General features: G+C 67.8%; 25 protein-coding genes. 11 read left to right on the top strand and 14 right to left on the bottom strand.

Features of this window, described 5'->3' with window-relative positions; translation table 11 throughout:
* Positions 1–92: 92 nt before the first annotated feature.
* Positions 93–302, bottom strand: coding sequence for a dodecin (locus BLQ10_RS13570; RefSeq protein WP_091562909.1), 210 nt, complete (start codon positions 300–302; stop codon positions 93–95).
* A 52-nt stretch (positions 303–354) separates the two neighbouring features.
* Complete coding sequence (locus BLQ10_RS13565; RefSeq protein ID WP_175558614.1) at positions 355–1,290, bottom strand: SGNH/GDSL hydrolase family protein; 936 nt, start codon at positions 1,288–1,290, stop codon at positions 355–357.
* 164 nt (positions 1,291–1,454) lie between these two features.
* On the opposite strand from BLQ10_RS13565, the gene BLQ10_RS13560 reads away from it, so the two are divergent.
* Positions 1,455–1,712, top strand: coding sequence for a metal-sensitive transcriptional regulator (locus BLQ10_RS13560; RefSeq protein WP_091250145.1), 258 nt, complete (start codon positions 1,455–1,457; stop codon positions 1,710–1,712).
* A gap of 66 nt (positions 1,713–1,778) precedes the next feature.
* Here the strand turns inward: BLQ10_RS13560 and BLQ10_RS13555 are convergent, their stop codons facing one another.
* Positions 1,779–2,489: a FadR/GntR family transcriptional regulator gene (locus BLQ10_RS13555; protein WP_091562908.1), complete on the bottom strand. Its 711-nt coding sequence runs from the start codon at positions 2,487–2,489 to the stop codon at positions 1,779–1,781.
* 217 nt (positions 2,490–2,706) lie between these two features.
* On the opposite strand from BLQ10_RS13555, the gene BLQ10_RS13550 reads away from it, so the two are divergent.
* The 8 genes from BLQ10_RS13550 (at position 2,707) to BLQ10_RS13515 (ending at position 11,345) form a co-directional block, all read left to right on the top strand.
* Entirely contained in the window at positions 2,707–4,209 is a 1,503-nt protein-coding gene (locus BLQ10_RS13550; protein ID WP_091562905.1) for a four-carbon acid sugar kinase family protein, read from the top strand.
* 206 nt (positions 4,210–4,415) lie between these two features.
* Positions 4,416–5,315, top strand: a complete 900-nt coding sequence (locus BLQ10_RS13545; protein WP_091562904.1) for an NAD(P)-dependent oxidoreductase — start codon at positions 4,416–4,418, stop codon at positions 5,313–5,315.
* Positions 5,316–5,445: 130 nt separating this feature from the next.
* A complete protein-coding gene (locus BLQ10_RS13540; RefSeq protein ID WP_091562901.1) occupies positions 5,446–6,912 on the top strand; it encodes a GntP family transporter in 1,467 nt (488 codons plus the stop codon).
* The gene (locus tag BLQ10_RS13535; RefSeq protein ID WP_091562900.1) at positions 6,912–7,787 is read left to right on the top strand and encodes a class II fructose-bisphosphate aldolase; all 876 of its coding nucleotides are present in this window, start codon (positions 6,912–6,914) and stop codon (positions 7,785–7,787) included. The genes BLQ10_RS13540 and BLQ10_RS13535 overlap by 1 nt, the downstream gene beginning before the upstream one ends.
* A 187-nt stretch (positions 7,788–7,974) precedes the next feature.
* A complete protein-coding gene (locus BLQ10_RS13530; protein ID WP_091562897.1) occupies positions 7,975–9,315 on the top strand; it encodes an acyltransferase family protein in 1,341 nt (446 codons plus the stop codon).
* On the top strand, positions 9,312–9,656 hold the full coding sequence (locus BLQ10_RS13525; RefSeq protein ID WP_091562895.1) for a GNAT family N-acetyltransferase: 345 nt from the start codon (positions 9,312–9,314) through the stop codon (positions 9,654–9,656). The genes BLQ10_RS13530 and BLQ10_RS13525 overlap by 4 nt, the downstream gene beginning before the upstream one ends.
* 125 nt (positions 9,657–9,781) lie before the next feature.
* Positions 9,782–10,537 carry a hypothetical protein gene (locus BLQ10_RS13520; protein WP_091562893.1) on the top strand — a complete coding sequence of 252 codons (756 nt, stop codon included), beginning with the start codon at positions 9,782–9,784 and terminating at the stop codon, positions 10,535–10,537.
* 25 nt (positions 10,538–10,562) lie between these two features.
* Entirely contained in the window at positions 10,563–11,345 is a 783-nt protein-coding gene (locus BLQ10_RS13515; protein ID WP_091562891.1) for an SDR family NAD(P)-dependent oxidoreductase, read from the top strand.
* Positions 11,346–11,357: 12 nt separating this feature from the next.
* Here BLQ10_RS13515 and BLQ10_RS13510 read toward each other — a convergent pair whose 3' ends face one another.
* Positions 11,358–12,410 carry an FUSC family protein gene (locus BLQ10_RS13510; protein WP_091562889.1) on the bottom strand — a complete coding sequence of 351 codons (1,053 nt, stop codon included), beginning with the start codon at positions 12,408–12,410 and terminating at the stop codon, positions 11,358–11,360.
* 196 nt (positions 12,411–12,606) lie between these two features.
* Positions 12,607–14,208, bottom strand: coding sequence for an MFS transporter (locus tag BLQ10_RS13505; RefSeq protein ID WP_091562887.1), 1,602 nt, complete (start codon positions 14,206–14,208; stop codon positions 12,607–12,609).
* Positions 14,209–14,579: 371 nt separating this feature from the next.
* On the opposite strand from BLQ10_RS13505, the gene BLQ10_RS13500 reads away from it, so the two are divergent.
* Entirely contained in the window at positions 14,580–14,837 is a 258-nt protein-coding gene (locus tag BLQ10_RS13500) for a hypothetical protein (RefSeq protein WP_091562886.1), read from the top strand.
* 22 nt (positions 14,838–14,859) lie between these two features.
* On the opposite strand, the gene BLQ10_RS13495 is transcribed toward BLQ10_RS13500, so the two are convergent.
* The gene (locus tag BLQ10_RS13495) at positions 14,860–17,484 is read right to left on the bottom strand and encodes an ATP-dependent DNA ligase (protein WP_254785550.1); all 2,625 of its coding nucleotides are present in this window, start codon (positions 17,482–17,484) and stop codon (positions 14,860–14,862) included.
* Positions 17,485–17,524: 40 nt separating this feature from the next.
* Between BLQ10_RS13495 and BLQ10_RS13490 the strand changes: the two genes are divergently transcribed.
* Positions 17,525–18,514 carry a non-homologous end joining protein Ku gene (locus BLQ10_RS13490; RefSeq protein WP_091562880.1) on the top strand — a complete coding sequence of 330 codons (990 nt, stop codon included), beginning with the start codon at positions 17,525–17,527 and terminating at the stop codon, positions 18,512–18,514.
* Positions 18,515–18,549: 35 nt separating this feature from the next.
* Here the strand turns inward: BLQ10_RS13490 and BLQ10_RS13485 are convergent, their stop codons facing one another.
* From BLQ10_RS13485 to BLQ10_RS13450, 8 genes are all read right to left on the bottom strand, one after another.
* On the bottom strand, positions 18,550–18,837 hold the full coding sequence (locus BLQ10_RS13485; RefSeq protein ID WP_091562879.1) for a DUF7218 family protein: 288 nt from the start codon (positions 18,835–18,837) through the stop codon (positions 18,550–18,552).
* A 302-nt stretch (positions 18,838–19,139) separates the two neighbouring features.
* On the bottom strand, positions 19,140–19,421 hold the full coding sequence (locus BLQ10_RS13480) for an HPr family phosphocarrier protein (protein ID WP_091562876.1): 282 nt from the start codon (positions 19,419–19,421) through the stop codon (positions 19,140–19,142).
* 59 nt (positions 19,422–19,480) lie between these two features.
* A complete protein-coding gene (locus BLQ10_RS13475) occupies positions 19,481–21,559 on the bottom strand; it encodes a PTS fructose transporter subunit IIABC (protein ID WP_091562873.1) in 2,079 nt (692 codons plus the stop codon).
* A gap of 2 nt (positions 21,560–21,561) precedes the next feature.
* Entirely contained in the window at positions 21,562–22,548 is a 987-nt protein-coding gene (locus BLQ10_RS13470; RefSeq protein WP_091562868.1) for a 1-phosphofructokinase family hexose kinase, read from the bottom strand.
* Entirely contained in the window at positions 22,545–23,357 is an 813-nt protein-coding gene (locus BLQ10_RS13465) for a DeoR/GlpR family DNA-binding transcription regulator (RefSeq protein WP_091562866.1), read from the bottom strand. Before BLQ10_RS13465 ends, BLQ10_RS13470 begins: the two co-directional genes overlap by 4 nt.
* A gap of 779 nt (positions 23,358–24,136) precedes the next feature.
* Positions 24,137–24,400: a DUF6458 family protein gene (locus tag BLQ10_RS13460; RefSeq protein ID WP_091562864.1), complete on the bottom strand. Its 264-nt coding sequence runs from the start codon at positions 24,398–24,400 to the stop codon at positions 24,137–24,139.
* Between the two features lie 311 nt (positions 24,401–24,711).
* Positions 24,712–25,770: an NAD-dependent epimerase/dehydratase family protein gene (locus BLQ10_RS13455; protein WP_091562862.1), complete on the bottom strand. Its 1,059-nt coding sequence runs from the start codon at positions 25,768–25,770 to the stop codon at positions 24,712–24,714.
* Entirely contained in the window at positions 25,767–26,648 is an 882-nt protein-coding gene (locus tag BLQ10_RS13450) for an MTAP family purine nucleoside phosphorylase (protein WP_091562859.1), read from the bottom strand. The genes BLQ10_RS13455 and BLQ10_RS13450 overlap by 4 nt, the downstream gene beginning before the upstream one ends.
* Between the last annotated feature and the right edge of the window lie 20 nt (positions 26,649–26,668).

Below are 26,668 nucleotides of genomic sequence, written 5' to 3'. Positions count from 1 at the left end.
CCTCTCCGCCCTGACCTCCTCCGCCCTGACGCGTTGCGGGTGTTTCTCCGAAGGCGGGCCGGCGTGTGCCGCCGTCGCTCCGGAGGCTGGCATCAGCGCTCCAGGCGGAACCCGAGCTTGATGGTGACCTGCCAGTCGGCGACCTGCCCGTTTTCAAGGTGGCCGCGGACCTCCTTGACTTCGAACCAGTCAAGGTTCCGGAGGGTCTTGGCGGCCTCGGCGATGCCGTTCCGGACGGCAGCATCAACGCCCTCGTTCGAGGTTCCGACAATTTCAGAAATGCTGTAAGTGTGATTAGACAACTTCGCTCCTCGTGATCGCCATCGATGCCCGGCTGTGGGCCGTCCCTGCAGACTAGCCGACTGAACCCGGCCGGACTAGGGGTTTGGGCCCGGAGCCGGGGACCCCGGGAGGCGGTCCCGGCAGCGGGCGTTTGGCCTGCCGGGGCAGGGCGTCTGCCCGCGGCCTGATCCGGCTCACCATCCAGGGCAGCATGTAGTGCGCCATCCAGGCCAGGTCGCCGGCCCGGGCTTCCCGCCAGTTGCCCGGCGGCATGGGCTTGGGCTCCAGCGGCCGCAGGCGGTGTGGCACGTTGAGCGTGTCCAGGACCATGGCTGCAATGGTGTGGTGTCCCAGCGGCGAAAAGTGCAGGCGGTCCGGATCCCACATCCGCGGATCGCTCAGTTGCCGCAGTGCCCACAGATCAGCGATAACGACGTCGTGCCGGGCGGCGATGACACGGATATGTTCGTTGAATACCGCGACCTTCCCCCGGATGTGTCCGAACACGGCTGTCTCGCCCCAGTCCGGCCCGGTGAACAGGACCACCGTGGCCCCGGTGGTGGAGAGCGCTGCCACGGCGTCGTCGAGTGTGGCGGCCATCCGGTCCGGATCGCCGCGATGGAACACGAGATCGTTCCCGCCGGCTGAGAGGGTGACGAGGTCCGGCTTCAGGCTCAAAGCCGGTCCGAGCTGCTGGTCGAGGATTTCGCGCAGAACCAGGCCGCTGATGGCAAGGTTTGCGTACCCGAACTCGCCGCGGCCCTCACCGAGTTCTTCGGCAATGCGGTCCGCCCACCCCCGCATGCCGCCGGGGCTCAGCGGTTCCGGGTCGCCGACGCCTGCCGTGAACGAATCCCCCAAGGCGACGTACCGGCTCCAGGGCCGAGAACGCAGGGCGCCAGAATGCCCTCGTGCTGAGCCCCGATCCCGTGAATGCCACGGCCCCGCGGCGGGGAAGTTGACGCCGGTATGGCCGGCGTCCGGCTCGGGGAACCTGGCGGCGTTCACATCACCAGCAATACGCCGATATTCCATGCCGCGCTAGGTACTTATGCCCCTAGCGAGGCATCGTGGGCGCGTTTGCGACCGCCCCCAGGCCGTCCGCCGCAAGGGGGCCAAAATACTCAGGGGGGTATAATAAGGAACCCTACGCATCGAACCGGAGAAACCAAATGGAACTCGATCCCACCGACATGAAGCCTGTAATCAACCGGCTTCGCCGCGCCCAGGGGCAGCTCGCGGCAGTCACCAGGATGATCGAGGAGGGCCGTGACTGCAAGAGCGTCGTGACCCAGCTTGCTGCCGTCTCAAGCGCCCTTGACAAGGCGGGGTTCTCCATCATCGCCACGGGCCTGCAGCACTGCATGCAGCAGGAAGACCCCAGCCTGGACCGGGCCGAACTCGAGAAGCTCTTCCTCTCGCTCGCCTGAGGCGCGCATCCGGCGCGGCGCGCCCGATTTAGGGCGCCTGGGCGCGCCAAGCCTGGCGTCTTCTCGTCAGGCGGGCCCTTCGGCCAGCACGAACGTCTTCAGGTCGTCGAGGGTCTGCTGCATGTGGGCGTCCATGGCGTCGCGGGCGCGGTGCGGGTCGCGTGAGGCCAGGGCATCCGCAATGCTCTGGTGGTGCCCGATGGCGTGCTCCTGGATCTCCGGCACTTTGGACGTCTCCGTCCGCCGCTTTTCCAGCACGCGGTGCAAGGGTTCGAACAACACGGCGACGAATACGTTTTCCGATGCCTGCAAGATGAGGTCGTGAAAGGCGAGGTCCGCCTCGACGAACGCCGCCAGATCGTTGTTCTCGTGGGCCAGCCGCATCCTTTCGACGTGCCCCCGGAGGGTCCGGATGTCTGAATCCTCCATCCGCCCGGCGGCCAGTTCGCAGGCGCCCGTCTCCAGCATCCGGCGCAGCTCAATAAGTTGAATGGCGGCCGAGGCGTCGTTTGTGCCTTCCGAGGCCGCCCGCAGTACGGCGTCCAGGGAGCCCCAGCGGTTCACCGGGTTCACGAACGTGCCGCGGCCGCGTTCCACGCTGAGAATCCGCTGGGCTTCCAGGGTCTTCATCGCCTCGCGCACGGTCATCCGGCTGACCTCGTGCTTGGAGCTGAGCTCCAGTTCGCCGGGGACGCTCGCGCCGGGCGGAAATTCGCCGGCAATGATTCGGTCCAGCAGTTCGTCGGCCACTACGCCGACCAGCGATTTCCTAGCCAATTCTCCCCGTCCAGCGACTCCGCTTTGACTGATGTCTTGCCTGATGCTTTGCCTGTCGGCGTGCTACCTGATGGCCAAGTCTACTTGCGCGTCGTTGTGCCATATGCCACACTAGCACTCAGCTATAAGATGTCTGACATCTTACATTTACCCCCTTGCGACGGTTCCCGAAGAGCCGCAGCTTTTCACCGATAGATCCCACACAATGGAGTGCAAAGTGCCCCTTGAAGCAGACGTGCTGGCCGCTTTCCCCGCGGAAGTACAGATCCCCGCCCGGCTAGTGGCAGACAGCGTGGCTGCCTCGTCCGAGGCAGCCCCCCGTGTCCTGGTGGTGCTCGACGACGACCCCACCGGCACGCAGTCCGTGGCGAACCTGCCCGTCCTCACCCGTTGGGATGTGGCGGACTTCGCCTGGGCGTTCGCCTACGAAGTCGACGGCCAGCGCCCGCGCGCGGTCTACGTGCTGACCAACACCCGCAGCCTTGACCCTGCCGAGGCGGCTGCCCGCAACGAGGAGATCGTCCGGAACGCCCTCGCGGCCGCCGCATCCACTGACCCCGCCCTGCGGCTCAGCTTTGTCAGCCGCAGCGATTCCACCCTCCGCGGCCACTACCCGCTCGAACCGGACGTCATCGCCGCCACCGTCACCGCCGTCAACGGCGAGACGACGGACGGCGTCGTGATCGTTCCCGCGTTCCCCGACGCCGGCCGCGTGACGATCGGCGGCGTGCACTTCACCCGTGGCACCGGCGAGGACGCCGGACAGCTCACCCCCGTGGCCGAGACCGAATTCGCCCGGGACGCCAGCTTCGGCTTCGCGAATTCGGAGATGGCCAAGTACGTCGAGGAGAAATCGAACGGCCGGTTCCCCGCGGCATCGGTGATCGTGCTGGATCTGGACATCATCCGGGCCTCCACCGATCCCCACATCTCCGCCAAGGCCATTGCCGACGCCATCGCCGCCGCCACGGACTCCACCCCGATCGTGGCGGACATCGTCACCGAAAACGATCTGCGCGCCCTGTCGCTGGGCCTGGAAGAAGCAGAACGCCGCGGCAAGAAGCTCCTCTACCGCGTGGGCCCGCCGTTCGTCCGGGCACGGATCGGCCAGGAAATCCGCACCGAACTCAGCGGCGAAGAAGCCTATGCGGGCAACACCCCCTCCGTGGCCGGCGGCCTGATCGTGGTCGGCTCGCACGTTGGCGTCACCACCCGCCAGCTCAACGCCCTCACCGAGCAGCACAGCGCGGCGCGGATCGTGGAGATCGACGTCGAAAAGCTCCTCGGCGAGAACGCGGGGGAGTACCTGGACGAAACCGTTGACACGGTCGTCGCGGCCCTCCGCGGCGGTGACGTGATCGTCCACACGAGCCGGCTCCTGATCAAGACCGCCGACGCCGCCGCAAGCCTGCGGATCGCCCGCACCGTCTCCGCCGCCGTCGTCGCCGTCGTGAACCGCACGCTCAAGACCTTCCCGCCCCGCTTCGTGATCGCCAAGGGCGGCATCACGTCCTCGGACGTGGCCGCACACGGCCTGGAAATCCGGCACGCGATCGTCCGCGGGCCCATGCTGCCGGGCATTGTCAGCCTGTGGGAGCCGGTGGATGGCCCGGCCAAGGGCATCCCGTACATCGTCTTCGCCGGCAACGTGGGCGATGACCAGTCCCTCGCCGATGTCACGCGCAAGCTCAGCAACACGTTCTCCCCAGCTGCCCCCTAACCTCGCAAGTCCCCACCGGTTCCTCGCCTTCGCAAGTCCCCACCGGCTCCCAGCCTTCGCAAGCTCAGGCAGGGCCCCTCGCCGGCGTGGGCCCTCAGGCAGGGTCCCTCGCCGGCATGGCCCCACGGCCAGGGAACCCGGCAGCCGGGGGCCCATCCCACCTGCTCAATTCTGTACGCTTAACACGTCATTCGATGGAGAACACCATGACCAGCAACTACACCATCACCGTCCTGGGCCTCGGCGCCATGGGCCTGCCCATGGCCACCCGCCTGGCAAGCCAGCTCACTGTCCACGGTTTCGACATCGCCGAGCCGCGCCTGAAGCTGGCTGAAGAGGCCGGCATCCGCACGTTCGCCTCCGCCCGGGAAGCCTCGAAAGGCGCCGATGCGCTGCTGCTGGCAGTGCGCAACGGCGAGCAGCTCAACGATGTCCTCTTCGGCGAGAACGGCGTGGCCTCTGTGCTCAAGCCGGGCTCCGTCGTGATCCTGGGCAGCACCGTGGGCACCGACGCCATCCCGGCCACCGTGGACCGCCTGGCCGAATACGGCGTCGAGCTGGTTGATGCCCCGCTTTCCGGCGGCCCCAAGCGTGCCGGCGAAGGCGACCTGCTGATCGTGGTGGGCGCATCGCCCGAGGCCCAGGAAAAGGCCCGCCCGGCCCTCGAGCTGCTGGCCTCCACCCTGACCGTGGTCGGCGACAAGCCCGGGGACGGCCAGGCCCTCAAGACCGTCAACCAGCTGCTCTGCGGCATCCACATCGCCGCCGCCGCCGAGGCAATGGCCCTGGCCGACGCCCTCGGCCTGGACCAGGCCAAGACCCTCGCCGCCCTCGAAGCCGGCGCGGCGGGCTCCTTCATGCTCTCCAACCGCGGCCCGCGCATCCTGGAGGCCTACACGGAAAACGGTGCCGAGGTCCTCAGCCGCCTCGACATTTTCGTCAAGGACATGGGGATCGTCGGCAAGGCCACCCGCACGGCCGGCCTCGCCGCCCCGGTGGCCGCCGCCGCGGAGCAGCTCTACCTCCTGGGCCAGGCCCAGGGCCTGGCCGCCGCGGATGACTCCGCCGTCATCAAGGTTCTCGCGCCCACCAAGCGCACCGCCTAACCAGCCATCCCACCCCCGGCGACGGCGGTCCCCCCTCCGCCGTCGCCGGGCCCCTCCCGCCCCTGATCCGCCACTTTTACCTCGCGGTTGAATCGTCGGACGACTTTCCTGTCAAAGGAGACACCCCTTCATGACCCCCCTGCTCAGTTCCCTGATGGTGCGCGCGGCCGACGCGCCCGTCATCAAGCCAGCCGTGGAGCTGGGAACTCCGCTGCTGCTGACAATCGCGGTGGCCGGCGTCGCCCTGCTGCTGCTGATGATCATCCGCTTCAAGATCCAGGCCTTCGTGGCCCTGCTGGCCGTCAGCATCCTGGTGGCCGTGGCCGCGCAGATCCCGCTCAAAGACATTTTCACCGTGGTGGCCGCTGGGGTGGGAGGCACCATGGGCAAGGTCGCCCTCCTGATCGCGCTCGGCGCGATCCTGGGGCGGATGATCGAGGTCTCCGGCGGCGTGCAGTCCCTCGCTGATCACTTCACTGCCAAGCTCGGCGCCCGGCGGGTGGCCGTGGCCCTCACCGCAGTCGGCTTTTTGGTCGCGATTCCGGTGTTCTTCGAAGTCGGCATCATCGTCCTGGTGCCGATCGTCTACGCCTTCTCCAAGATCGCCAACGTCCACCCGGTGAAGTTCGGCCTGCCCATGGCCGGCATCATGCTGGCCATCCACGTGGCCGTGCCCCCGCACCCCGGGATTGTGGCCGGTGCCGGAGTCCTCGGCGCCGACATCGGGCTGATCGCCCTGATCTCGCTGACGATCTGTGTGCCGCTGGGCTTCCTGTCCTACTGGGTCGCAGCCATCATGAACCGCAGAAGCTACGAGCTGCTGCCGTCGGTAAAAAAGCAGGTTGACGAGTTCGGCTCCGGCACCTTGGTCCGTGTTGGTCACGAGGGCCCGGGCGCCAAGGCCATAGCCCCGCCCCGTCCCGGACTGATCATCTTCCTCATCACCACCCCGATCGCGCTGATCCTCCTGGGCACCATCGGCACCCTCGTGATCGACAAGAACGACTTCTGGTACGGCGTCGCCGCCTTCGTCGGCAACCCCGTCTTCGCCCTGCTCGTGGCGGTTGCGCTCTGCTTCTTCCTCCTCGCCGTCCGCCGCCAGTGGTCGCTGGCGGAAACCGGCGAGATCTTCGAAGGCGCACTGCCCCCGATCGCCTCCATCCTCATGGTTGTTGCGGCCGGCGGCGTCTTCGGCGGCGTCCTGCAGGTGAGCGGAATCGGCAAGGCCCTGTCCGAATCCCTTGACACGCTTGGCGTTCCGTTGCTGCTGCTGGGCTTCATCATCTCGCTCGCCCTCCGCGCCGCCCAGGGCTCGGCCACCGTCGCGATCGTCACCACGGCCGGCTTGCTCTCCTCCGCTGTGGCCGGCGGCGGCTACACGCCGGCGCAGACCGCCGTGATCGTGATCGCCATCGGCTTCGGCGCCCTCGGGCTTTCACACGTGACCGACGCCGGCTTCTGGGTGGTGGTGCGCTACTACGGCCTGACCGTCGCCGACGGGCTCAGGACCTGGACCGTGCTGACCACAGTGCTGGGACTGGCCGGCTTCGCGCTGACGTTCGTCGCCTGGATTCTGGTGGGAGGCCTGTTCGCCTGATGCGTACCCAACTCGACACCCTGGTCACCGGCGCCCTGCAGCATGGCTCGGCCGTACCGGCGTTCACCTGCTACGACTTCACCACCGCGCTCGCCGTTGTGGCGGCCGCCGAGGAATCGGGCCGGGGCGCCATCCTGCTCGTCGCGCCGAAGACCGCGGCCACCCCCAACGGGCTGCGGCTGATCACCGCCCTCCGCGGACTCGCCGACGCCGCCGGCGTCCCGATTGCCGTGCAGCTCGATCATGCCACCGACCCGCAGGTGATCGCCGACGCCGTCAGCGCCGGAGCCGACTCGGTGCTGGTCGATGGGTCCTCGCTGCCCTACGAGGACAACATCGCCCTGGTCCAGGGCGTCCGGGCGGCCCTGGCGGCGCAGGGCAGGGCCGGCGTCGTTATTGAAGCCGAACTCGGCGGACTCGCCGGCGACGAGGACCGGGCCTTCGGGACCGACGCCGCAGGCAGCACAGAGGCAGGCGAACCCGCCGGCCTCACCGACTCCGCCCAGGTGGAGGACTTCGTGGCCCGCACCGGGGCGCAGCTGCTCGCCGTGGCCGTGGGCAATGTCCATGGCAAGTACAAGGGGGAGCCCCGGCTGCGCTGGGACGTGCTGCAGGACATCGCCGTGCGGACCCGGATTCCGCTGGTCCTGCATGGCGCCTCAGGCATTCCGGCCGAGGAACTGGTCAAGGCCGCGGCCATGAACGTGGGCAAGGTCAACTTCAACACCGAGCTGCGGACCGGCGTCCTGGCGGTCCTTGAGGAACAGGCCACCGCCCACCGGGCCGACGGAGAGAACCTCCAGGCCCTGCTGGGCCACTGGGATGCATCAGCCCGGACGTTCGCTGCCACCGCCCTGGCCACGCTCTCGCGCTGACGGCCTGTTTAACCCGCAACCGGCGGAACGGGAGGCCAGGATCGGACCGTGATCCTGGCCTTCCTCGGCATGCTGGGGCTGCTCACCGCCTGAACACCGGCGCGGTCCCGGGCCAAAATGCTCTGGCCGCCGAGGCGCTCCAGGGCCGACAATGGAGGCAACACAGCCGGCCTTCCCAGGGGGCGCCATGGTTCCACAGCAGCGGTCAGCCGGCGGCCCGGCCCTGGGACCGAACCGCGACCCGGTGATCGACCTTGTCCGGTTCTTCTGCCTGGCATTGGTGGTGGTCGCGCACACGATGATGGTGAGCCCCGTGTTGCACCCGGACGGCACTGTGACCAGCGAAAACATCCTGGGCAATCAGCACTGGTTTGAGCCTGCGGTGTGGGTCTTCCAGATCATGCCGCTGTTCTTCGTGGTCGGCGGGATCACCGGCCTGCAGTCCTGGCGGCGGCTCCGCGCCAGGGGCGGTAACGCCTTCGATTTCATGCAGGGCCGGCTGCTGCGCCTGATCCGGCCGGCCGCCGTCCTGCTGGCCATCATGTTCACCGGCCTGTCGGCGGCCCGCCTCGCCGGGGTTGACCCGGAAGTCATCCAGTTGCTCACCAGCGGAGCCGGAATGCCGCTGTGGTTCTTGGCCGCGTACCTCGCCGCGCAACTCAATCTTCCCTGGCTGGCGGTTCTCCACTCCCGCGCGCCGTGGCTGACCCTCGCCGGGCTCACCTCCCTGGTGGTGACAGTCGATTGCCTGCGGGGAGTGCTGCCGCCGCTGGCCTACCTGAACATGGTGTTCCTGTGGTGCGCCGTGCAGCAGCTCGGATTCATCGTGGCAGACGGCCCTCGGCTGCTGCCGGGCCGGCCGGCGCACTTTGGCATCGTGGTCGCCAGCAACATGCTGCTGGGGCTGTTGGTCCTGTTGGGGCTTTACTCCGGGAACATGCTGGTGAACCTCAATCCGCCCAACGTGACGCTGCTGCTCCTGGGCATCTCGCAGGCCGCCGCCCTCCAGCTCTTCCGGCCGGGACTGTCCCGGATCGCGTCCCTGGCCGGGGTGCGGCGGATGATGGGCGTTGCCGGCAGGCGGTCCATGACCGTCTATTTATGGCACCTGCCCCTGCTGGCGGCGATGTCCGGGCTCCTGCTGCTGACGGATTTTCCCCAGCCGGCGGGAGGAAGCCCGGCCTGGTGGTGGGGGCGGCCCCTGGTACTGGTGGGCGTCGTCGCGCTGTTGCTGCCGGTGCTGGCGCTGTTTGGCAGGCTGGAGGAGCGGCCGACGGCGTCCGGCCCGTCGCGGAACCGCCCGGCGGCCGCCGTGCTGCTGGCCGCCGTCGCCGTTTTTGTCCCGGCAGTCAACGCGGCGCTCAACGGACTGACGCTGGGGCTCCTCGGCGGGGGCGCCGCCTGCTTCGCTCTCGCCGTCGTGCTCGTGGGCCGGATTTCCGTTCGGCTTACAACAACACCTGACCGGCCGGGCAGATCTGAACCGCCATTGCCACGCCCGCCATTAAGTGCCAATGTCGAACCATGACGGAGAACTCGGCAACCACGGAAGACACCTTCACCCCGGACGTCTCCACCACCCGAAACGACGAGCTGCACCGCTACGAACTCCGTGTCGGCGGCAAGCCCGCCGTCGAGGTGCGCTTCATCGACAGGCCGGGCCATATCGACTTCATCCACACGGATACGGCAGTGCAGTTCCAGGGCCAGGGGCTCGCCAAGGTGCTGGCGCACTTCGCCCTCGATGACGTGGTTGCATCCGGCAAACGGATCATCCCGAATTGCCCCTTCATGTACCGCTACCTGCGCAAACATGAGTCCTACCACCAGTACGTGGACTGGCCCGAACGGGTACCTGAGGGGGCCTGAGCGCCTGACCCGGCGTTCCCGGTTCGGTACGGGCGGCGGGCCCGCTTGTGAGCCGGAGAACAACCTCGTAAAGTTTGAGCAGAGTTATGCAGTTGGCTCTTGGACAGGTCGCTTTGGAGAACCCCATGAACCACAAACTGCATGTGCTTTTTCGGATGGACGTCGATCCCGTCCACGTCAAGCTCGAAATTTCCGGCTGCGTGACCCCGTCGGACTCGGCTGCCCTCATGCACATCGTGCGTCGCGCCTGCCGCCTCGGTGCCGGCGCCGAAGTGGTCATAGACCTCCATGGCACGTCCCACCTGGACCCGGAAGTGCTGCTGGGCCTTCGTCGGCTCGCTGATGCCGGATACTTGGCGGCTCCGACGCCGTCCCCGGACGCCGGGGCGTCCGAAGCGGCCGAACCGTTCCGCCTCGTCCTCGACGAGCCGACTGAGCTGCCTATCTGCCTCCTGCACGTCGGCGCCGACGCCGAAGTCCTCGCCGGACTCGACACCGGGCTCAAGACCGGAATCGAGACCGGGCTGGACGCCGGGCTGGGGGCCGGGCTGGAGACTGGGCTGGACGCCGGACTGGGCGCAGCCAACAGCCCGCTGGCCGCGGAAACCGGCAGCGCCAATGACTTTGGCACTATCGACGGGCTGGCGCTTTCGGATTACTTCGAGGACACACTCGATCCTGTGGCCACGGTCCGGGCCCTGTCCGACACCGCGTTGTGCCGGCTCGCCGACGCCCTGTACCGCCACCTCGACACCAGCAGCCCTTTGTTCGGTGCCCACACCTGGTACGAGCTCGCGGCCGAAGAGCTTCAGAACCGGCACCTGGCGGACGGTGACGGCCCGGCGGGGGACGAACTGGCGCCGGACACGGCCTTGGCCTGAGCCGCTACACCGTTAGGCTGTCGCTATGAACCCACAAACAGCGTCCACGCCGGGCACCACCGCTCTCATTACGGGCGCGACGGCAGGCCTCGGCGCCGAGTTCGCCCGTCAGCTGGCCGAACAGGGCTACCGCGTGGTGCTCGTGGCCCGCGACGCCGGCCGCCTGGCGGCCACGGCGGCGGAGCTGGAGAACAGCTACGGGGCCGCGGCGGAGACGATTGCCGCGGACCTGACCAACGACGCCGGGATCGCCGCCGTCGTCGCGCGCCTCACCGATCCCGCACGGCCGGTGGAGATCCTGGTCAACAATGCGGGAATCGGCTTGCTGCGGTCCTTCGAGGACAACGACATTGCCGAGGAGAAGAAGCACCTGAAACTCCATGTCGAAACCGCCATGGAACTGAGCCACGCCGCCTTGCAGGGCATGCTCGCGCGCCAGTCCGGCAGGATCATCAACGTCGCCAGCGTGGCCGCCTTCCTGCCCCGCGGAACGTACTCCGCAGCCAAGGCCTGGCTGCTGAGTTTCTCGCGCTCGGCCAATATGGCCTACGCGTCGCGCGGGGTGAAGGTCACCGCCGTGTGCCCCGGATTTACCCACACCGAGTTCCACGACCGGATGGGGATGGACAAGACGGTGACGCCGCGCTGGATGTGGCTCGAGGCCCGGCAGGTGGTCAGCGAGGGCTTGGCGGACAACGCCAAGGGCAAGGCCGTCTCGATCCCCAGCAAGCGCTACAAGGTCCTGACATCGGTCTCGCGGGTGCTGCCCTCGCGACTCGTCGCCGGGCCGCCGCGGCGGGCCAAGTAGGCGCCGGGTACATCAGGGGCTGGTCAGGCGCCTGCGCCGGATCAGCGCAACCACCAGGATCCCGACGGCGGCGCCCACCAGCGTCTCGACGGCCCGTTCGGCGATGAGGACGCCGGGATCGACCGGCGCCGCAAGCTGTCCGACCAACAGGATCACCGGCGTGAAGGAAACCATGGCGAGGCCGTAATGCCGGGTCATGAACAGCTCGGTGCTGAACTGCAGGACGATCACCAGGCACGCCAGGACGGCGGCCTCATGGCCGGGAAGGACCAGCAGCGGCGACCCCGGCCACGGGAACAGGATGGCCGCGACCACCACCAGGCCCAGGAGCGTGCCGACAATCCGGTGGACGCCGCGGTACACGCTGCTGGGCAGATCCGCCCCGGCAAGCGGCACCGCCGCCGCGGCCATGGCCCAATGCGGGTGGCCGCTGCCACTGAGGACGCCGACGGTTCCGGCGGCGCCGACGGCGGTTACGTAGCGGGCGGCATGCAGCCACGACGCCCGACGGCCTGCCCCGCCCGGCACCGCGACGTCCCGCCGCCGACCTCGCTGCCAGCTGCGGCCCCGGAACCAGCCGCCAAAGCCGATCACGATCGAGAACGCGGCCGATCCGGCGGCTATGAGAACGCCCGCCTGCCACTGGACCGCGGCGGGAACAGACGCGCACGCGCCCAGAGCCAGGATCCCGAAGAACGGGCCGGCAGGTTTCAGGGCCGTCCTGTCCGTGAACAGCGACGCCACGCCGGCAAACGCGGCCTCCGCGATCACCAGGGCCCACGATTGAATGTGATGGACAGAGAGGAAGACGCCGACTCCCACGCCGGCGAGCAGGAGGACAGCCGCCTGGCCTTGATGGCGGAGCCGGAGCTGATGAGGCTCGGTGCGGCCGTACATGCCCGTCAGCGCGCCAAAAACGGCGTAGCCGGTCAGCTCGGGCCGGCCAGCCGCCAGCAGCGCCAGGGACGGAACGGCGACGCTGATCGCCACCCGCCAAGCCGACACGTGGTCCTTGTTGGCCGGGGCCAGGCTGTGCAGCGAACGGATGTGGTGCAGCAGGGTCATCACAAGTGCCTCTCCGTTATCTCTGTTTCTCCGGGTTTCCCGGGTTTCCCGGGACTGAAAAAAGTGGTGTGGCACGCCTAAGGCCTGTTCCGGATGCTTCCCCAACGGGGTAAGCGTACGGAACAGGCCTCGAAGGGCGGGGCTGTCAGCTACGAAGTCTGGGCTGCGGCTGCCGGGTCCGGTCGGACCGGCAGGCTCAGACTGTGGCCGGGACTTTCTCGGCTTCCCCGCGCCTTGCGGTGGAATCTACGGCCGGTGCGACCATGGGCATGTCCATGTGCTCAAGGTCGATCAGCGGGTTCTCGTCCTGCGTCGCGACCAGTTCGCGGGCCTCAGCCTGGGTGTCCACGCTCGGCATGGAGCCGGGCAGCGGCATCTGGGCGGATTCCTTGAGGAAGTAGATCGCTACTGCGCCAATGGCCGAGGTGGCCATCAGATAGTAGGCCGGCATCATGTCGTTGCCGGTTGCGTTGATGAGGGCGGCAACGATGAACGGCGTGGTGCCGCCGAAGATGGCCACCGAGAAGTTGTACGCGATGCCCATGGCGCCGTAGCGGCTGGCCGTCGGGAACTGGGCCGGCAGGGCCGAAGCCAGGTTGGCCACGTAGAACGTCACCGGGAAGGCAATCAGGGAAAGGCCGGCCAACGTGGACCAGATTTCGCCGATTCCGATCAGCAGGAACGCGGGGGTTGCCAGGACGACCGTGCTGATGGCGCCGATCCACAGCACGGGGCGGCGGCCGATCCGGTCAGAGAGCTTACCGGTCAGCGGGATGCAGAGGCTCATGATGACCAGTACGGGGATGGTCAGCAGCGTGCCGTGGAGCTCGTCGTAGCCCTTGGACTCGGTCAGGTACGTCGGCATGTAGGAGGTCAGTGCGTAGCCGGCGGTGTTTGCTGCCGCTACCAGGATCATCGCAACAATGAGGGAGCGCCAGTACGCCTTCACGATGCCAACCGGGCCTTTGGAGGCTGCGGCGTCCGCGGCGGTTGCGTCCTTGGCGAGGTTCTCCTGGGCATCCAGGGTCGCCTGGAACTGCGGCGATTCCTCGATCTTGCTCCGGAAGTACACGGCGATCAGGCCGAGCGGGCCGGCAAGGAGGAACGGGATGCGCCAGCCCCACTGCTCCATGGTGTCCTGGCCGAGGGTCAGCTGCAGCACCGAAACGAGGGCTGCGCCCAGGGCGAAGCCGAGGTAGCTGCCCATGTCCAGGAAGCTGGCGAAGAATCCGCGGCGCTTGTCAGGGGCGTACTCGCTCACAAAGGTCGTGGCGCCGGCGTACTCACCGCCGGTGGAGAAGCCCTGGATAACTTTGAACAGGACCAGCAGGACCGCAGCCCAGATGCCGATCTGTGCGTAACCGGGCAGGAGCCCGACGGCGAAGGTACTGGCGGCCATGATCATCAGGGTCGCGGCGAGGACCTTCTGGCGGCCGATCTTGTCGCCAAGCCAGCCGAAAACGACTCCGCCGAGGGGGCGGGCGATGAACGTGGCGGCGAAGGTTCCCAGCAGGAACAGGGTCTGGACGGATTTGTCCGCTTCCGGCAGGAACACCGGTCCCATGGTGGTGATCAGATAGCCGAACACGCCGACGTCGTACCACTCCATGGTGTTACCCACGATGGTGCCGCCGAGTGCTTTCTTGAGCATCGGCTGGTCGACAACGTTGACGTCGGACTCGCGGAGTCGACGGCGACGTAGCTTCGGTTTCTTCACACCCTTGGGCGCGCCTTGGTTGGTTCCGCTGGCGTCGATAACGCCTGCTGAAGAGTCGGTCGTGCTTCGGTCTGTGGGCATTTAGGAAGCTCCTAGGGAGATCATTTGCTTGCGACTTGTAGCTGCCCCGCTCTGGGCAGGCTGTCAATTTTACGGGATTCCTCTGGAGTTTCCGAGTTCGGTGCCGTATCATCCCTCATTTCGGGTGGCATATAGGGGCAATCCGCCAAATTCTTTTGCCCGGTTTCGCCGCGCGGTTACTGGGAACCGGCGATCCCTGCGGCGCCGCGGGCAAAATTTTCCGCGCCAGCCGCCGAAGCCGCGGGTTTTTGGGTGGGATTGGGGCTAAAGGAGAGCCAGCCCACTGCGGCTACAGACATCTCATCGCGGCAGTCCTAGGATTGATGAACACTTCATTTCACGGCGGTTAGCTACAGCGGAAAGGAAGATCAATGGCGGATCATCAGTTCGGAGAAGAAATCGAGCCTGAGGTCGCGGGCCATCTGGCGCAGTCCATGGCTGAAGCCCCCGGCCCGGAGACACTGCACCATGCTCCCCCCGGCCCGGGCCAGGGACAGCAGTGGCCGGACGGAAGCGGCAAGCAGCGTCACCCCAAGGACCGCGATACCGCCCGCGGGCGGCAAGGCCAGCAGGTGGCCGCCGGAGCCATGCACCGGCAGAGCCGCCCGCAGATGCCCCACCACGACTAGCCCATCATGACCGGCCCCCTAATTAGGGGCCGGCGGCAGGGTCGACCACTACATCGGCTGGCGTCTTATCCAGGCGCCAGCCGCGCCACACCGGGTGCCGGAGCTTCCCGGTGCCGGTCCATTCCCCAAAAGTGACCTCGCCAACGAGTTTTGCACTCACCCAGTTGGCGTCTGCGGCGTCAGCGTCCGGCACCTCCCGGAACGGGGAGGTCTTCCGTGGCAGGGCGTCCATTTTTTGCCTGAGTTCCGTGAGTTCACGGGTGCTGAAGCCGCTGCCCACCCGTCCCACGTACCGTAGCTTCGAGCCGTCCGGAATTCCCAGCAGCAGCGAGCCCACGGATTCCCGGCGGCCGCCCTTTCCGGGCCGCCAGCCGCCCACCACCACTTCCTGGGTCCGTTCAATCTTGAGCTTGAGCCAGGACCGGCTGCGCTGGCCGACATAGCGCCCGTCCGTGCGCTTGGCCATGACACCCTCCAGCCCCAGCTCGGCGACGCTGTCCAGGATGTGCGCGGCGTCGCCGTCGATCACGCCCGAGAGTTCCACCGGGCCGGCGGAAGGGCGGAAGAACTGCTCCAGCCGGCGACGGCGCTCACTCAGCGGCAGGCGCCGCAGGTCCTGGCCGGCGTCGAAGAGCAGATCAAACAGCATCAGCCGCACGGGCGTCGATGCCTGCGCTTTGCTGACGTCCGCGGCCTTGCTGAGTTTCATGCGGCCCTGCAGCAGGCCGAAGTCGGGCCGGCCGGAGCGCCCGACGGCGATGATCTCGCCGTCGGCGACGAAGTCCTGTTCCGGCCAGCGGGACCGGTCCGTGAGTTCGGGGTAGCTCACGGACATGTCGTTGCCGTTGCGGCTGATGAGCCGGATCTTGGTGGCGTCGCCGATGACCAGCGCCCGCACCCCGTCCCACTTGAGCTCGATCTGCCAGTCCAGGTCCGGAAGATCCGCCAGGGTCCCGGACGTGGCCAGCATCGGGCTGAACCCGGAGGGGTCGGGGGCAGGTTCCATGCCGGTGCCGGGGCCCGAGCCGGTTTCAGCTCCGACCTCGCCCTCGGCTTCGCTCTCGCCGTGGCCGCCCTCGCCCTCGTCGGCACCGCCTTCTTCGTCGGCGTCGTCCGCTGTGCCGGACGGGCGCCGCGCGCCAGGGCGGCCTTTCGAACCCGCCGGGTCCATCAGGTGGATGAGCCATTGGTCGTTGGCCTGGCCGGTGTGGATCAGGGCGAACCGGCGGGACCCGCCAAGGCCGCCGTCCGCCGCGCCGGTCAGGGTGGCGATGACCTCCTTGCCCGCGATCCACTTTTCGCATTCGTAGTATCCGCGGTCCCAGATGCTGACGGTCCCGGCGCCGTACTGGCCCGTGGGAATGACACCCTCGAAGTCGGCATAGTCCAGCGGGTGGTCCTCGGTCTGGACCGCGAGGTGGTTCTTGGCCTTGCTGGTCGGGACGCCCTTGGGCAGTGCCCAGGACACGAGCACGCCGTCGCGTTCCAGCCGGAAGTCGTAGTGGAGCCGGCTGGCGTGGTGCTCCTGGATGACGAACTTTTCCTGCCGTGTCCCGCCGTCGTCTTCGGCGTGGTGCCGTTCCGCCGTGAAGGGCTCTGGCGTGGCCGCCTTGTCCCGTTTGGTGCGGTACTTTTCCAGCCGCGGGTCGGTGTCGCCGCCGTCGCCGGCCTTCTCGGGCGACATTTCTGCCCGTCCGCTGAGGCTGTGCTCTGCCGCGTGGGCCGCCGCGTGGCCCGTTGCGACTCCGGCACCGTCCCGGCCGCCGGAGACCGGAGCGAACGGATCCTTGCCGGCTGCGACGCGCTGCATCACCTCCTGGAAGTCCAAGTGGTGCAGCGAAGGGGAACTGAGTTCCCGCCACGTGCGCGGGGCGGCCACCATGGGCTGGTGCCGGCCGCGCAACGAGTACGGCACGATGGTGGTCTTGGCAGCGCTGTTCTGGCTCCAGTCCACGAGCACCTTGCCGGTGCGCAGGGTCTTTTTCATGTCGCTGACGGCCAGATCCGGGTGGTCTGCTTCGAGCGAGCGGGCAAGTTCGTGGGCGAACTCGGAAATCTGGTCCGAGCTCTGGGACCCGTCCAGGGCCGCATAGAGGTGGATGCCCTTGCTGCCGCTCGTCACGGGCACGGGGTCCAGGCCCACGTCCTGCAAGATGGTGCGGGCCAGCGTGGCCACCTCCACGCACTCCGCCAGTCCCGCGCCCTCGCCGGGGTCCAGGTCCAGCACCAGCCTGTCGGGCGGCAGCGCATTGCCGTGGGAATCCACCCGCCACTGCGGCACGTGGATCTCCAGGGCTGCGATCTGGGCCAGCCAGGTCAGTGTGGCGGGATCATTGACCAGGGGATATTGGATGGTCCGGTCCTTGTGCGTGATGGCGGCGCGCGGCACCCACCCGGGCGTTGAATGGTCCAGGTTCTTCTGGAAGAACATTTCCCCGGGGGCGTCGGCGGTTCCGACGCCGTGGACCCAGCGCTTCCGGGTGGCCGGCCGGTTGCGGGCTGCGGGGATCAGCACCGGCGCGACGGCGGCGTAGTAGGCCAGGACGTCTGCCTTGGTGGTGCCCGTCTCCGGGTACATGATTTTTTCCAGGTTGGTGAGCACCAGTTCGCGTCCGTCCACCCGGACGCGCTCCTTACCGTTGGGCAAAACCCTTCACCTCCGCGCAACTGTGATGTTCACTTGATCCATGAGAGCCATCTGGAAAGGCGCAATAGCGTTCGGGCTGGTCAACGTGCCGGTCAAGGTCTACAGCGCCACCGAGGACCACGACATCAGTCTCCACCAAGTCCACAACGCCGACGGCGGCCGGATCCGCTACCAGCGCCGTTGCGAGGTCTGCAGCAAGATCATCGAGTACGAGGACATCGACAAGGCCTATGAGGACGATGGCCGCACGGTGGTCCTGACCCGCGAGGAGCTCAAGTCCATCCCGGCGGAAAACAGCCACGAAATCGAAGTGGTCCAGTTCGTTCCGGTCGACCAGCTCGATCCCATGATGTTTGAAAAAAGCTACTACCTTGAGCCCGACTCCAAGTCGCCGAAGGCCTATGTGCTGCTGCGGCGCGCCCTGGAGGACACGGACCGTGTGGCAATTGTGCAGTTCGCGCTCCGGGACAAGACCCGGCTTGGTGCGCTGAGGATTCGCGACGAGGTCCTGGTGTTGCAGTCGCTGTTGTGGGCCGACGAAGTTCGCGAGGCCAGCTTTGCCGCCCTCGAGACCTCCATCCGGATCTCGGCGCAGGAACGCGAGATGTCCGCCGCCCTGGTTGATTCGATGGCCTCCGACTTTGAGCCGGACCAGTTCACGGACGAATACCAGGAGCAGTTGCGCCAGCTGATCGAGGCGAAGCTGGACAAGGGGGAGTCGCTGGACACGGAGGAGACCTTCGGGACCCCCGCCGAGGCGGGCGAGGGCGAAGTGATCGACCTGATGGAAGCCCTCAAGCGCAGCATCGAGAAAAAGCGCGGCGGCGGGGGAGGGGCCGCGGAGACCCCGGCCCGGGCCTCCGGATCGGCGGCCAAGGCCGCCCCGAAGGCGGCCGCCAAGACGACGGCGTCCAAGTCCACAGCCGCCAAGTCCACGGCCAGCAAGGCGGCGTCCACCAGGACTGGGGCTTCCAAGACTGCGGCGGCTTCCAAAGCTACGGCCGCGAAGACGGCGCGAAAGGGTGCCTGAGCCCGGAAGCTGGCTGGCGCCGTCGCCCACCCTGATCAGGAGTTCCGCAGGGCGGAGATGAGCTCGCTTTTCTTCTTGGCCGAGTAGCCCTTGAGGCCGATCTCCTTGGCGCGTTCCTTCAGCTGCGGCACCGTCCAGTCCTCGTAGTCTCCCGCCTTGCCGCCCTTGCGGCCGACTGAAGAACGGCCCCGCTTGGCGGCGGCGTTGGAGATCCTGGCGGCTTTTTGCTTGGAGGCGCCGTCCTCGAGCAGCTTTTCGTAGAGCTCGGGGTCCTTGATGCTGGGGCTTTCTGAGCCGCGGGGCTCGCCCTTCTTCGTTGGCATGGCTGCGCGATCATCTCCTTCGGCGGGAACCACTTGGGCGGCGGCCCGCGGACGGTGCCGCCGGGGGATTCCAAACTAGCCGCGCCGCCGGACACTGACAAGCATTTACTGAGTTCACTGACAAAAAGTCTGGTTTTCCGTACAGCCACCCCGGCCGGCCCAGCCAACGCGATAGCCCGACCAACGCGAAGGCCCGGCCAACGCGAAAGCCCGACCAACGCGAAGGCCCGGCCGGCCCCTCATCGGGGGCGGCCGGGCCAACTGAAGCTGCCGGTGTTCCGGCGCGGGGCCGGAAGGTGAGGCTATTCGGCGTCGTGATCCGTCTCAAGGATCTGCACGAGGCTGTCCAGTGCCGCGTCGGCGCCCTCGCCCTCGGCACGCAACACCACAACCTCGCCGTGGGAGGCGCCTAAGCTCATCAGCGACAGGATGCTCGCTGCGTCCATGGCCTCGTCCTCCGGCTCACCCAGACGGGCAATCGTGATCTCGAGGTTGTCGAACTCGCCTGCAGCCTCGGCGAAGATGGCGGCCGGGCGAGCGTGCAGCCCCACGCGGCTGGCAATGGTGGCGTTACGTTCGGTCATTTCTGCTCCTTGAAGTCAGGATGGTGAATATCTGCTTGAAAAAATCGTCCAGGACGGGCTCAGGCGGCTACGGGAACCGTTTCCACCGTATCAACCGGCTTCTTGACTGCCCAGCGCTTGAGCCCGATCACTGCGAAGGCGCCTACGACGGTACCGACCGCGATGGCGATGACAAACCACAGGAAACTATCGATCGCGAAGAAGACGAAGATTCCGCCGTGCGGGGCTTTGGACCCCACGCCTGCCGCCATCGAGATGGCACCGGTCACGGCCCCGCCGAGCATGCTGGCTGGGATGACGCGGAGCGGGTCCGCCGCAGCGAAGGGGATGGCGCCTTCGGTGATGAAGGAGGCCCCCAGCAGCCAGGCGGCCTTGCCGTTTTCCTGCTCCGCCAGGCTGAAGAGCCTCTTGTTCAGGATGGTCGAGGCCAGTGCCATTGCCAGCGGCGGGACCATGCCGGAGGCCATGACGGCCGCCATGATCTGCCACGGTGCCTGGTTGGTGATGGACGCGGCTCCCAGGCCGGCGACGGCGAAGGAGTAGGCAACCTTGTTGACCGGACCGCCAAGGTCGAAGCACATCATCAGGCCCAGGACAATGCCCAGGGCGATGGCGCTGGCGCCGGTGAGGCCGGACAGCCAGTTGTTGAGCCCGACGGTGACCGCCGCGACGTACCTGCCGAGGAACACGAAGAGCAGGCCAGAAGCAGCGATGGACGCCACGAGCGGGATGATGACCACCGGCATCAGGCCGCGCAGCCAGCGGGCCACGTGGAGCTTGCCGATCGAATGTGCCACGTAGCCGGCGATCAGGCCGCCCACGATGCCGCCGAGGAACCCTGCGCCCATGAAGACGGCAACGGCGCCGGACACGAAGCCCGGGGCGATGCCGGGCCGGTCGGCGATGGCGTAGGCGATGTAGCCGGCCAGCGCGGGCACGAGGAAGCCTAGGGACAGGGCGCCGATCTTGAAGAACACGGCACCCAGGAAGGCGCCCAGCGGGCCCCACGCCAGTTCCGGGTACACGGTGGGCAAGTTGAAGAGGCTGTTCTCTGCCAGGATCTTGTCCGCGAAGGCGGTGATGTTGTAGCCGCCCAACAGGAAGCCGAGGGCGATCAGCAGACCGCCGCCTGCCACGAACGGGATCATGTAGCTGACACCTGTGAGCAGCGCCTTCTTCAGCTTCGTGCCAATGTGCTCGCTCTTTTCCTCGGCCGCCAGTTCGGCCTGCTCCTCGGCGCCGAAGTGGGGCACGCGGCGGGCGTGCGGGTTGTCCGCGGCGGCGAGGGCTTCTGCGACCATCCTGTCCGGCTCGTCGATACCGCGCTTGACCGGCGCGTTGATCACCGGCATGCCGGCGAAGCGCTCCTTGCCGCGCACATCGACGTCCACGGCGAAGATCACGGCATCGGCGGCGGCGATCACGGCGGGGTCAAGAGCCTTGGCACCGGAGGACCCCTGGGTTTCGACCTGCAGGTCCACGCCGACCTCCTTGGCCGCGGCAACGAGCGAGTCGGCGGCCATGTAGGTGTGGGCGATGCCGGTGGGGCAGGCCGTAACGGCGACGAGGCGCTTGGGCCCCTTGGCCTTCGCTGCGCCGGCGCCTTCTCCCGCAGCGCCCGCGGCGGGACCCGCGACGGCTGCGCCCGTGGCGGCGGTCGCTTCGGCTGGGGTTTGGGCGGCCGGCTTGTCCGCCAGGGCGGCGTCGACGAGTTCGACGATCTCCGCCTGGGAGGTCGCGGCACGCAGGCTGGCCGTGAAGTCCTTCTTGATCAGCGACCGCGCCAGCTTCGAAAGCAGCTTCAAGTGCTCTTGGTCCGCACCTTCAGGAGCCGCGATGAAGAAAATGATGTCCGCGGGCCCGTCCTTGGCGCCGAAATCGACCGGCTGGGACAGCCGCGCCATTGCCAGCGTGGGTTCGGTGACCGCCGTCGAGCGGCAGTGCGGGATCGCGATGCCGCCTGGGACGCCCGTGGCTGTCTTGGATTCCCGGGCAAAGGCGTCGGCGAAGAGGCCTTCGGCCTCGGTGGCGCGTCCGGTGTCTGAAACTCTGCCTGCCAGATGCCGGATCACGTCCTCGGGCGAGCTGCCCAGATTCTGGTCGAGCTCGACCAGTTCGGTAGTAATGAGCTGTGTCACTGTCAATCCTTCCGGAGGGCCGTGATGGTTACGGCATCAGGGGTGGTTTGGTTGACTGCCGGGACAGTGGAGCCAGGCAGGGAAGCGGCGGCGGCACCATGGGCCACGGCCTGACGGAGGCAATCGACCGGGGCGGCGCCCTGGCTGGATGCGAGCAGGTATCCGGCCAGCGAGGAATCGCCGGCACCGACAGTGCTGACCGCGGTGACCGGCGGGTGCGTGGCCAGCCACGCGCCGTCGGCCGTCACTAGAACGGCACCCTTGGAGCCGAGGGTGGCCAGTACGGCACCCACTCCGGAGCGCACGACGGCGGAGGCGGCCGCTGCTGCAGCCTCCGGGTCCGCCTCGAGCTCCTCGGCGGATTTGTTCGTGGCGAAACCGGCTGCGGCAGCCAGTTCCACCAGTTCCTCGGCGTTGGGTTTCAAGAGGTCCGGTTTTCCCGAGGTGTCGCCGGAGACCGCTGCGGCGAGGGGTTCGCCGGACGAGTCGACGGCGACCCGAGGTGCGGCCTCGCCGTCGAACAGGGAACGCAGCCGCCGGGTGACGGTCGCGTAGAAGTCGGCTGGAACCCCGGGTGGGAGCGAGCCGGCCAGGACGACCCAGGCGGCGCCGCGGGCGTGGTCCAGCAGCAGGCTGATCAGGGCCTCCTGCTGATCCGCGCTGAGAACCGGTCCGGGTTCATTGATCTTCGTGGTGACGCCGCCGGGCTCGGTGAGGGCCACGTTGCTGCGCAGCGGCTCGCCAATCGGGAGGGCCGCGAACGGAACGTCGGTCTCCCGCAGACCGGTGAGGACAGGGTCGGTCTCGGCGCCGGGGAGGACGGCGATCGTCTTGAGCCCCGAGGCGACGAGGGCGCGGGAGACGTTGACTCCCTTGCCGCCGGATTCCTGCCGGACGGAGATGGCCCGCTGAACTTCCCCGCGGAGAAGGGGGCCGGGCAGCGCCACGGTGCGGTCCAGGCTGGGGTTGGCGGTGAGGGTGACAATCACGCGACCACCACCTCCACTCCGGCTTCCGCAAGGGCGTCGGCGAGTTCCCGGCTGGGTTGCGTGTCTGTGATCACGGTGTCCAGATCTTTCAACGAGGCGAACTGGACCAGCGTCTCCGCGTCCAGCTTGGAGGAATCAACCAGCACCACAATGCGGCGCGCTGATTGGACGAAGGCAGCCTTGACCGCGGCTTCTTCAGGATCGGGTGTGCTCAGCCCGAAGGCTGCATGGATGCCGTTGGCGCCGATGAAGGCGATGTCCGGGCGGATCCGGCGGGCGGCCTCCACGGTGGACTGGCCGACGGCGGCCTGGGTCAGGCCGCGGACCTTGCCGCCGAGCAGGTGCAGGGCGATGCCCGGTTCGCCGGACAGCCTGGACGCGATGGGCAGGGAGTGCGTGATGACGACGAGTTCGGCGTCGGACCCGGGCAAGCTGCCAGCTGCGGCGGCTCCGGCGGCCCGGGCGGACAGGAGTTCGGCGAGGGCCTCTGTGGTGGAGCCGGCGTCGATCAGGATGCTGCCGGTGAGGCCCGGGGGCATGAGGGCCAAGGCGGCCTCCGCGATCCGGGTCTTCTCGGGCTGGCGCTGGACGGTCCGCTCGAGGACGCTTTCCTCCGTGGTGCTAAAGCGGTCCGGGGAGACAGCGCCCCCGTGCACCCGGCGGACGCTGCCGGCGGCTTCCAGCGCGGCGAGGTCCCGGCGGACGGTTTCCGTTGTGATGCTGAAGCGCTCGGCCAGGTCCGTGACGCTGGCCCGGCCGCTGGCGTAGACGAGCCCCACGATCAGCTGCTGGCGTTCTTCGGCGAACACTTACCCTCCATTGCGTACTGCTGTCAGTCCTGGTTTTGTCTTTGCCCGGGTTGTCTTGCCTGGCCGTTCCTGCGACTCCAGTGACTCCCATCACATGAAGTGGAATTGTTTGACTTTATCTTTGTTCTTGTTGGTTTGTCAATGAAAAACCACATGAACGCAGAAGCGCATGCCCGAATCGCGGGACATGCCCATTTTTTGGGTCGGACTGCGTGGGGCATGTCCAGTCTTTGGGGTGGGGAATGGGCGGGTGGGGCCCATGTCCGCTGGTGGTCCGGAGGGGAGGGCATGTCCAATCTTTGAGCGAGGTTTCGGGAGGCCGTGGGGACATGTCCATTGGTCGCGTGGTGTGGGGGCATGTCCGTTGGTCGCGTGGTGTGGCGGGGGACATGTCCTGTCGTGGCGTGGGGGAGCGGGGGACATGTCCAGTCGTGGCGTGGGGGAGCGGAGGGCATGTCCAGTCGTGGCGTGGGGGAGCGGGGGACATGTCCAAGGTGGGGGTCGGAGAGGGGGCATTTGGGGCCCATGTCCGCTGGTTGGCTGGAGGGGAGGGCATGTCCAGTCTTGGGGCGGGCTGGGGGAGGGCATGTCCAGTCTTCGGGCGGCCGCGGGAGCGCATGTTCAATCGTCGAGTGAGGTTTCGGGGCGACATGGGGGCATGTCCAGCCCTGTGGCCCGGCCGGGGCCGGCTTAAACGACAGTAGCCGGGCCCGACCTCGAGGTCCGGCCCGGCTGCCGGGTCGTTGGGTCCCGCGCCGCGGAGGGGGCGAGGGCGGTGCTCAGATGCCGGCGTCGCGGCTCTCATTGCGGGTGATGGTCTCGCCCGTGTTGGGGTCCACGACCGTGCGGCTTTCGCTGACCCGACGAGTGCGGCCACGGCCGGGGGAGGCGAGGACGAGCGAGGCGATGAGTCCAATGACGCCGACGACCATCAGGATGTAGCCGATCATGGCCTGGTCGACATTGGGGATCAGGCCCGGAGCGACGGCCCACGCAAGGATGGCGCCGATGGCGATGAGGAAGATTGCGGAACCGATTCTCATAAAGATGCTCCTTGGTGTCCTCGGGGACGGATTGATGATGCTAAGCATGCTGTCCAGCGTCACGCTACAACCCAGTCCCGGCAGATTCAACGCCTTGGGTGGCGACGCGCCCCAAATCGGCCCCGCAGCATAACGAACGGGTCACGACGGGAATCCGGCCCATCCGCCCGGCGGGCGGTCCGAATCATCTATGACAGAAAAACACCAGCCCGGCTAATTATTTCGCGCACCGGACCGGCCACGCGCAAGGAAAAGCCACGGGCCTTGGGGGCGCGTGGCTTTCCCCTGCGCGTGGCAGGTGGAATCCGTCGTCAGTCCTGTCCGCGCAGCGGAGCGGTGGCGAACTCGCGCATGCCTTCATCGAAGCCGATGGACGGGGCCCAGCCGAGTTCGTCCTTGATCAGCGCGGATGATGCGGTGATGTGCCGGACGTCGCCAAGACGGTACTCGCCTGTGACGACGGGCGCCGGGCCGTTGCCGAAACGGCTGAGCGCGGCGGCGACGTCGCCGATCGTGTGGACTTCGTCCGCTCCGACGTTATAGGCGCGGAACCCGCCGCGAGGCATCCCGTCAACGAAGCCCGCCGCGGCGAGGTTGGCCGCAGCGACGTCCCTGACGTGAATGAAGCTGCGCCGCTGCGCGCCGTCCTCGAAGACGCGGGGAGCCTCGCCACGGGCCAGGGCCGAGCGGAACAGCGACGCGACGCCCGCATACGGTGTGTCCCGCGGCATGCGCGGCCCGTAGACGTTGTGGTAGCGCAGCGCCACGGCCGAGCCGCCCGTGCTCCGGGCCCACGCGGACGCGAGATGCTCCTGGCTCAGCTTCGAGGCCGCGTAGACGTTCCGCGGATCGAGCCGGGCATCTTCCGTGACCATGGCCGGCGCCAGCACGGTGCCGGTCTGCGGGTTTCGCGGATCGTAGATGCCCGCCTGAAGATCTGATTCGGCGCGGGGACCGGGGCGCACCGGCTGCCCCGTTTCGGGGTCCGTGTAGGCGCCCTCGCCATAGACCACCATCGACGAGGCCAGCACGAGCCTGGCGACGCCCCGGCGTTCCATGCCGGCGAGCAGCACCGCCGTCGCGAAGTCGTTGTTCCGGATGTAGTCGGGTGCGTCGGCGAAGCTGACCCCGAGTCCTACCTTCGCGCTCTGGTGGCAGACGGTGTCGACGCCGTCGAGGGCGTGGTCCACGGTGTCCGGGTCCGCGGCGTCTCCCGTGACGAGTTCCACGCGGGGATCGAACCGGGGCGGCCGGGGGTGGATGCCGGGTGCGAGCGAGTCGAGTACACGGACCTGCCAGCCCTTGGCCAGGGCGGCGTCGACGACGTGCATCCCGATGAAACCGGCTCCGCCGGTGACCAGGAGCCTCATCCGGCGTCGGCTGGATTCTGTCGGACCGGCAGCGCCATGATGCGTTCGACGGCGGTCGGGTCCATGAGGGCGGGCGCCCTGTATTCCGCGCCGATAGCGCGCACAGCGGCTTCCAGCACGGCCAGGATATGGTGCTGGGCGTTCTTGAGCCTTGCAAACACTGCGGCGGCTGTCACCGGCTCGGAACCGTCGTGCCCGGTGTCCGAGTCGGTGATGTATGCCAGATTGGCGAAGCCCATGTTCAGTTCTGCGGCGAGGACCGGTTCCGGGTACTGGGTCATGCTGATGATGTCCGCGCCGCCGGCGACGTACCAGGCCGACTCAGCCTTGGTGGAGAACCGCGGTCCGTCGATCACCACCACGGTGCCGCGGGGCGCGTAGGCCAGGCCGCGCTCCGCCAAGGCGGCGTCGAGGAAGGACCGCAGCTGCGGGCAGAACGGTTCGGCCGCCGGCAGATGCTGGACGCCGGCCGGAGGGACCCCGTCCGCGACCGTTCCGTCAAAGTAAGTATCCGCCCGGCCGCGGGTTCGGTCGATGAACTGGTCCGTCACTACGAACGTGTCCGGTCCGAACCCCGCACGCAGGCCGCCGACGGCCGAGGAGGACAGCACCGCTTCGACTCCGAGGCTCTTGAGCGCCCAGAGATTGGCCCGGTAATTGATCTTTTGCGGGGGTACCGAGTGCCCGCCGCCGTGCCGGGGGAGGAACGCCACAATCTGCCCCGCGACCTCCGCGAGGGTGACAGGGGCGGACGGCGGCCCGTAGGGTGTCTCAACGTCGAGGGTGGCCCGGACCCTGGCCCCGGGAAGCTGGTACGTGCCCGAGCCTCCGATGATTCCGACGCGCGGCCGGGAGGTGTCCTTTGGTGTCTCATCCATGGGGCCATACTGCCATTCGC

The sequence above is a fragment of the Arthrobacter sp. ok362 genome (assembly GCF_900102785.1).
GTDB lineage: Bacteria > Actinomycetota > Actinomycetes > Actinomycetales > Micrococcaceae > Arthrobacter.
The sequence above is the reverse complement of the archived record's forward strand: the minus strand, read 5'-3'. Positions and strand labels throughout refer to the sequence as shown.

Coding starts and splice junctions, on each gene's coding strand:
- BLQ10_RS13530 (WP_091562897.1), top strand. CDS start 7,975: ATGGTTCCACAGCAGCGGTCAGCCGGCGGCCCGGCCCTGGGACCGAAC.
- BLQ10_RS13480 (WP_091562876.1), bottom strand. CDS start 19,421: ATGACCGAACGTAACGCCACCATTGCCAGCCGCGTGGGGCTGCACGCT.
- BLQ10_RS13460 (WP_091562864.1), bottom strand. CDS start 24,400: ATGAGAATCGGTTCCGCAATCTTCCTCATCGCCATCGGCGCCATCCTT.
- BLQ10_RS13485 (WP_091562879.1), bottom strand. CDS start 18,837: ATGCCAACGAAGAAGGGCGAGCCCCGCGGCTCAGAAAGCCCCAGCATC.
- BLQ10_RS13450 (WP_091562859.1), bottom strand. CDS start 26,648: ATGGATGAGACACCAAAGGACACCTCCCGGCCGCGCGTCGGAATCATC.
- BLQ10_RS13510 (WP_091562889.1), bottom strand. CDS start 12,410: ATGACCCTGCTGCACCACATCCGTTCGCTGCACAGCCTGGCCCCGGCC.
- BLQ10_RS13500 (WP_091562886.1), top strand. CDS start 14,580: ATGGCGGATCATCAGTTCGGAGAAGAAATCGAGCCTGAGGTCGCGGGC.
- BLQ10_RS13560 (WP_091250145.1), top strand. CDS start 1,455: ATGGAACTCGATCCCACCGACATGAAGCCTGTAATCAACCGGCTTCGC.
- BLQ10_RS13535 (WP_091562900.1), top strand. CDS start 6,912: ATGCGTACCCAACTCGACACCCTGGTCACCGGCGCCCTGCAGCATGGC.
- BLQ10_RS13545 (WP_091562904.1), top strand. CDS start 4,416: ATGACCAGCAACTACACCATCACCGTCCTGGGCCTCGGCGCCATGGGC.
- BLQ10_RS13455 (WP_091562862.1), bottom strand. CDS start 25,770: ATGAGGCTCCTGGTCACCGGCGGAGCCGGTTTCATCGGGATGCACGTC.
- BLQ10_RS13515 (WP_091562891.1), top strand. CDS start 10,563: ATGAACCCACAAACAGCGTCCACGCCGGGCACCACCGCTCTCATTACG.
- BLQ10_RS13540 (WP_091562901.1), top strand. CDS start 5,446: ATGACCCCCCTGCTCAGTTCCCTGATGGTGCGCGCGGCCGACGCGCCC.
- BLQ10_RS13505 (WP_091562887.1), bottom strand. CDS start 14,208: ATGCCCACAGACCGAAGCACGACCGACTCTTCAGCAGGCGTTATCGAC.
- BLQ10_RS13525 (WP_091562895.1), top strand. CDS start 9,312: ATGACGGAGAACTCGGCAACCACGGAAGACACCTTCACCCCGGACGTC.
- BLQ10_RS13520 (WP_091562893.1), top strand. CDS start 9,782: ATGAACCACAAACTGCATGTGCTTTTTCGGATGGACGTCGATCCCGTC.
- BLQ10_RS13490 (WP_091562880.1), top strand. CDS start 17,525: ATGAGAGCCATCTGGAAAGGCGCAATAGCGTTCGGGCTGGTCAACGTG.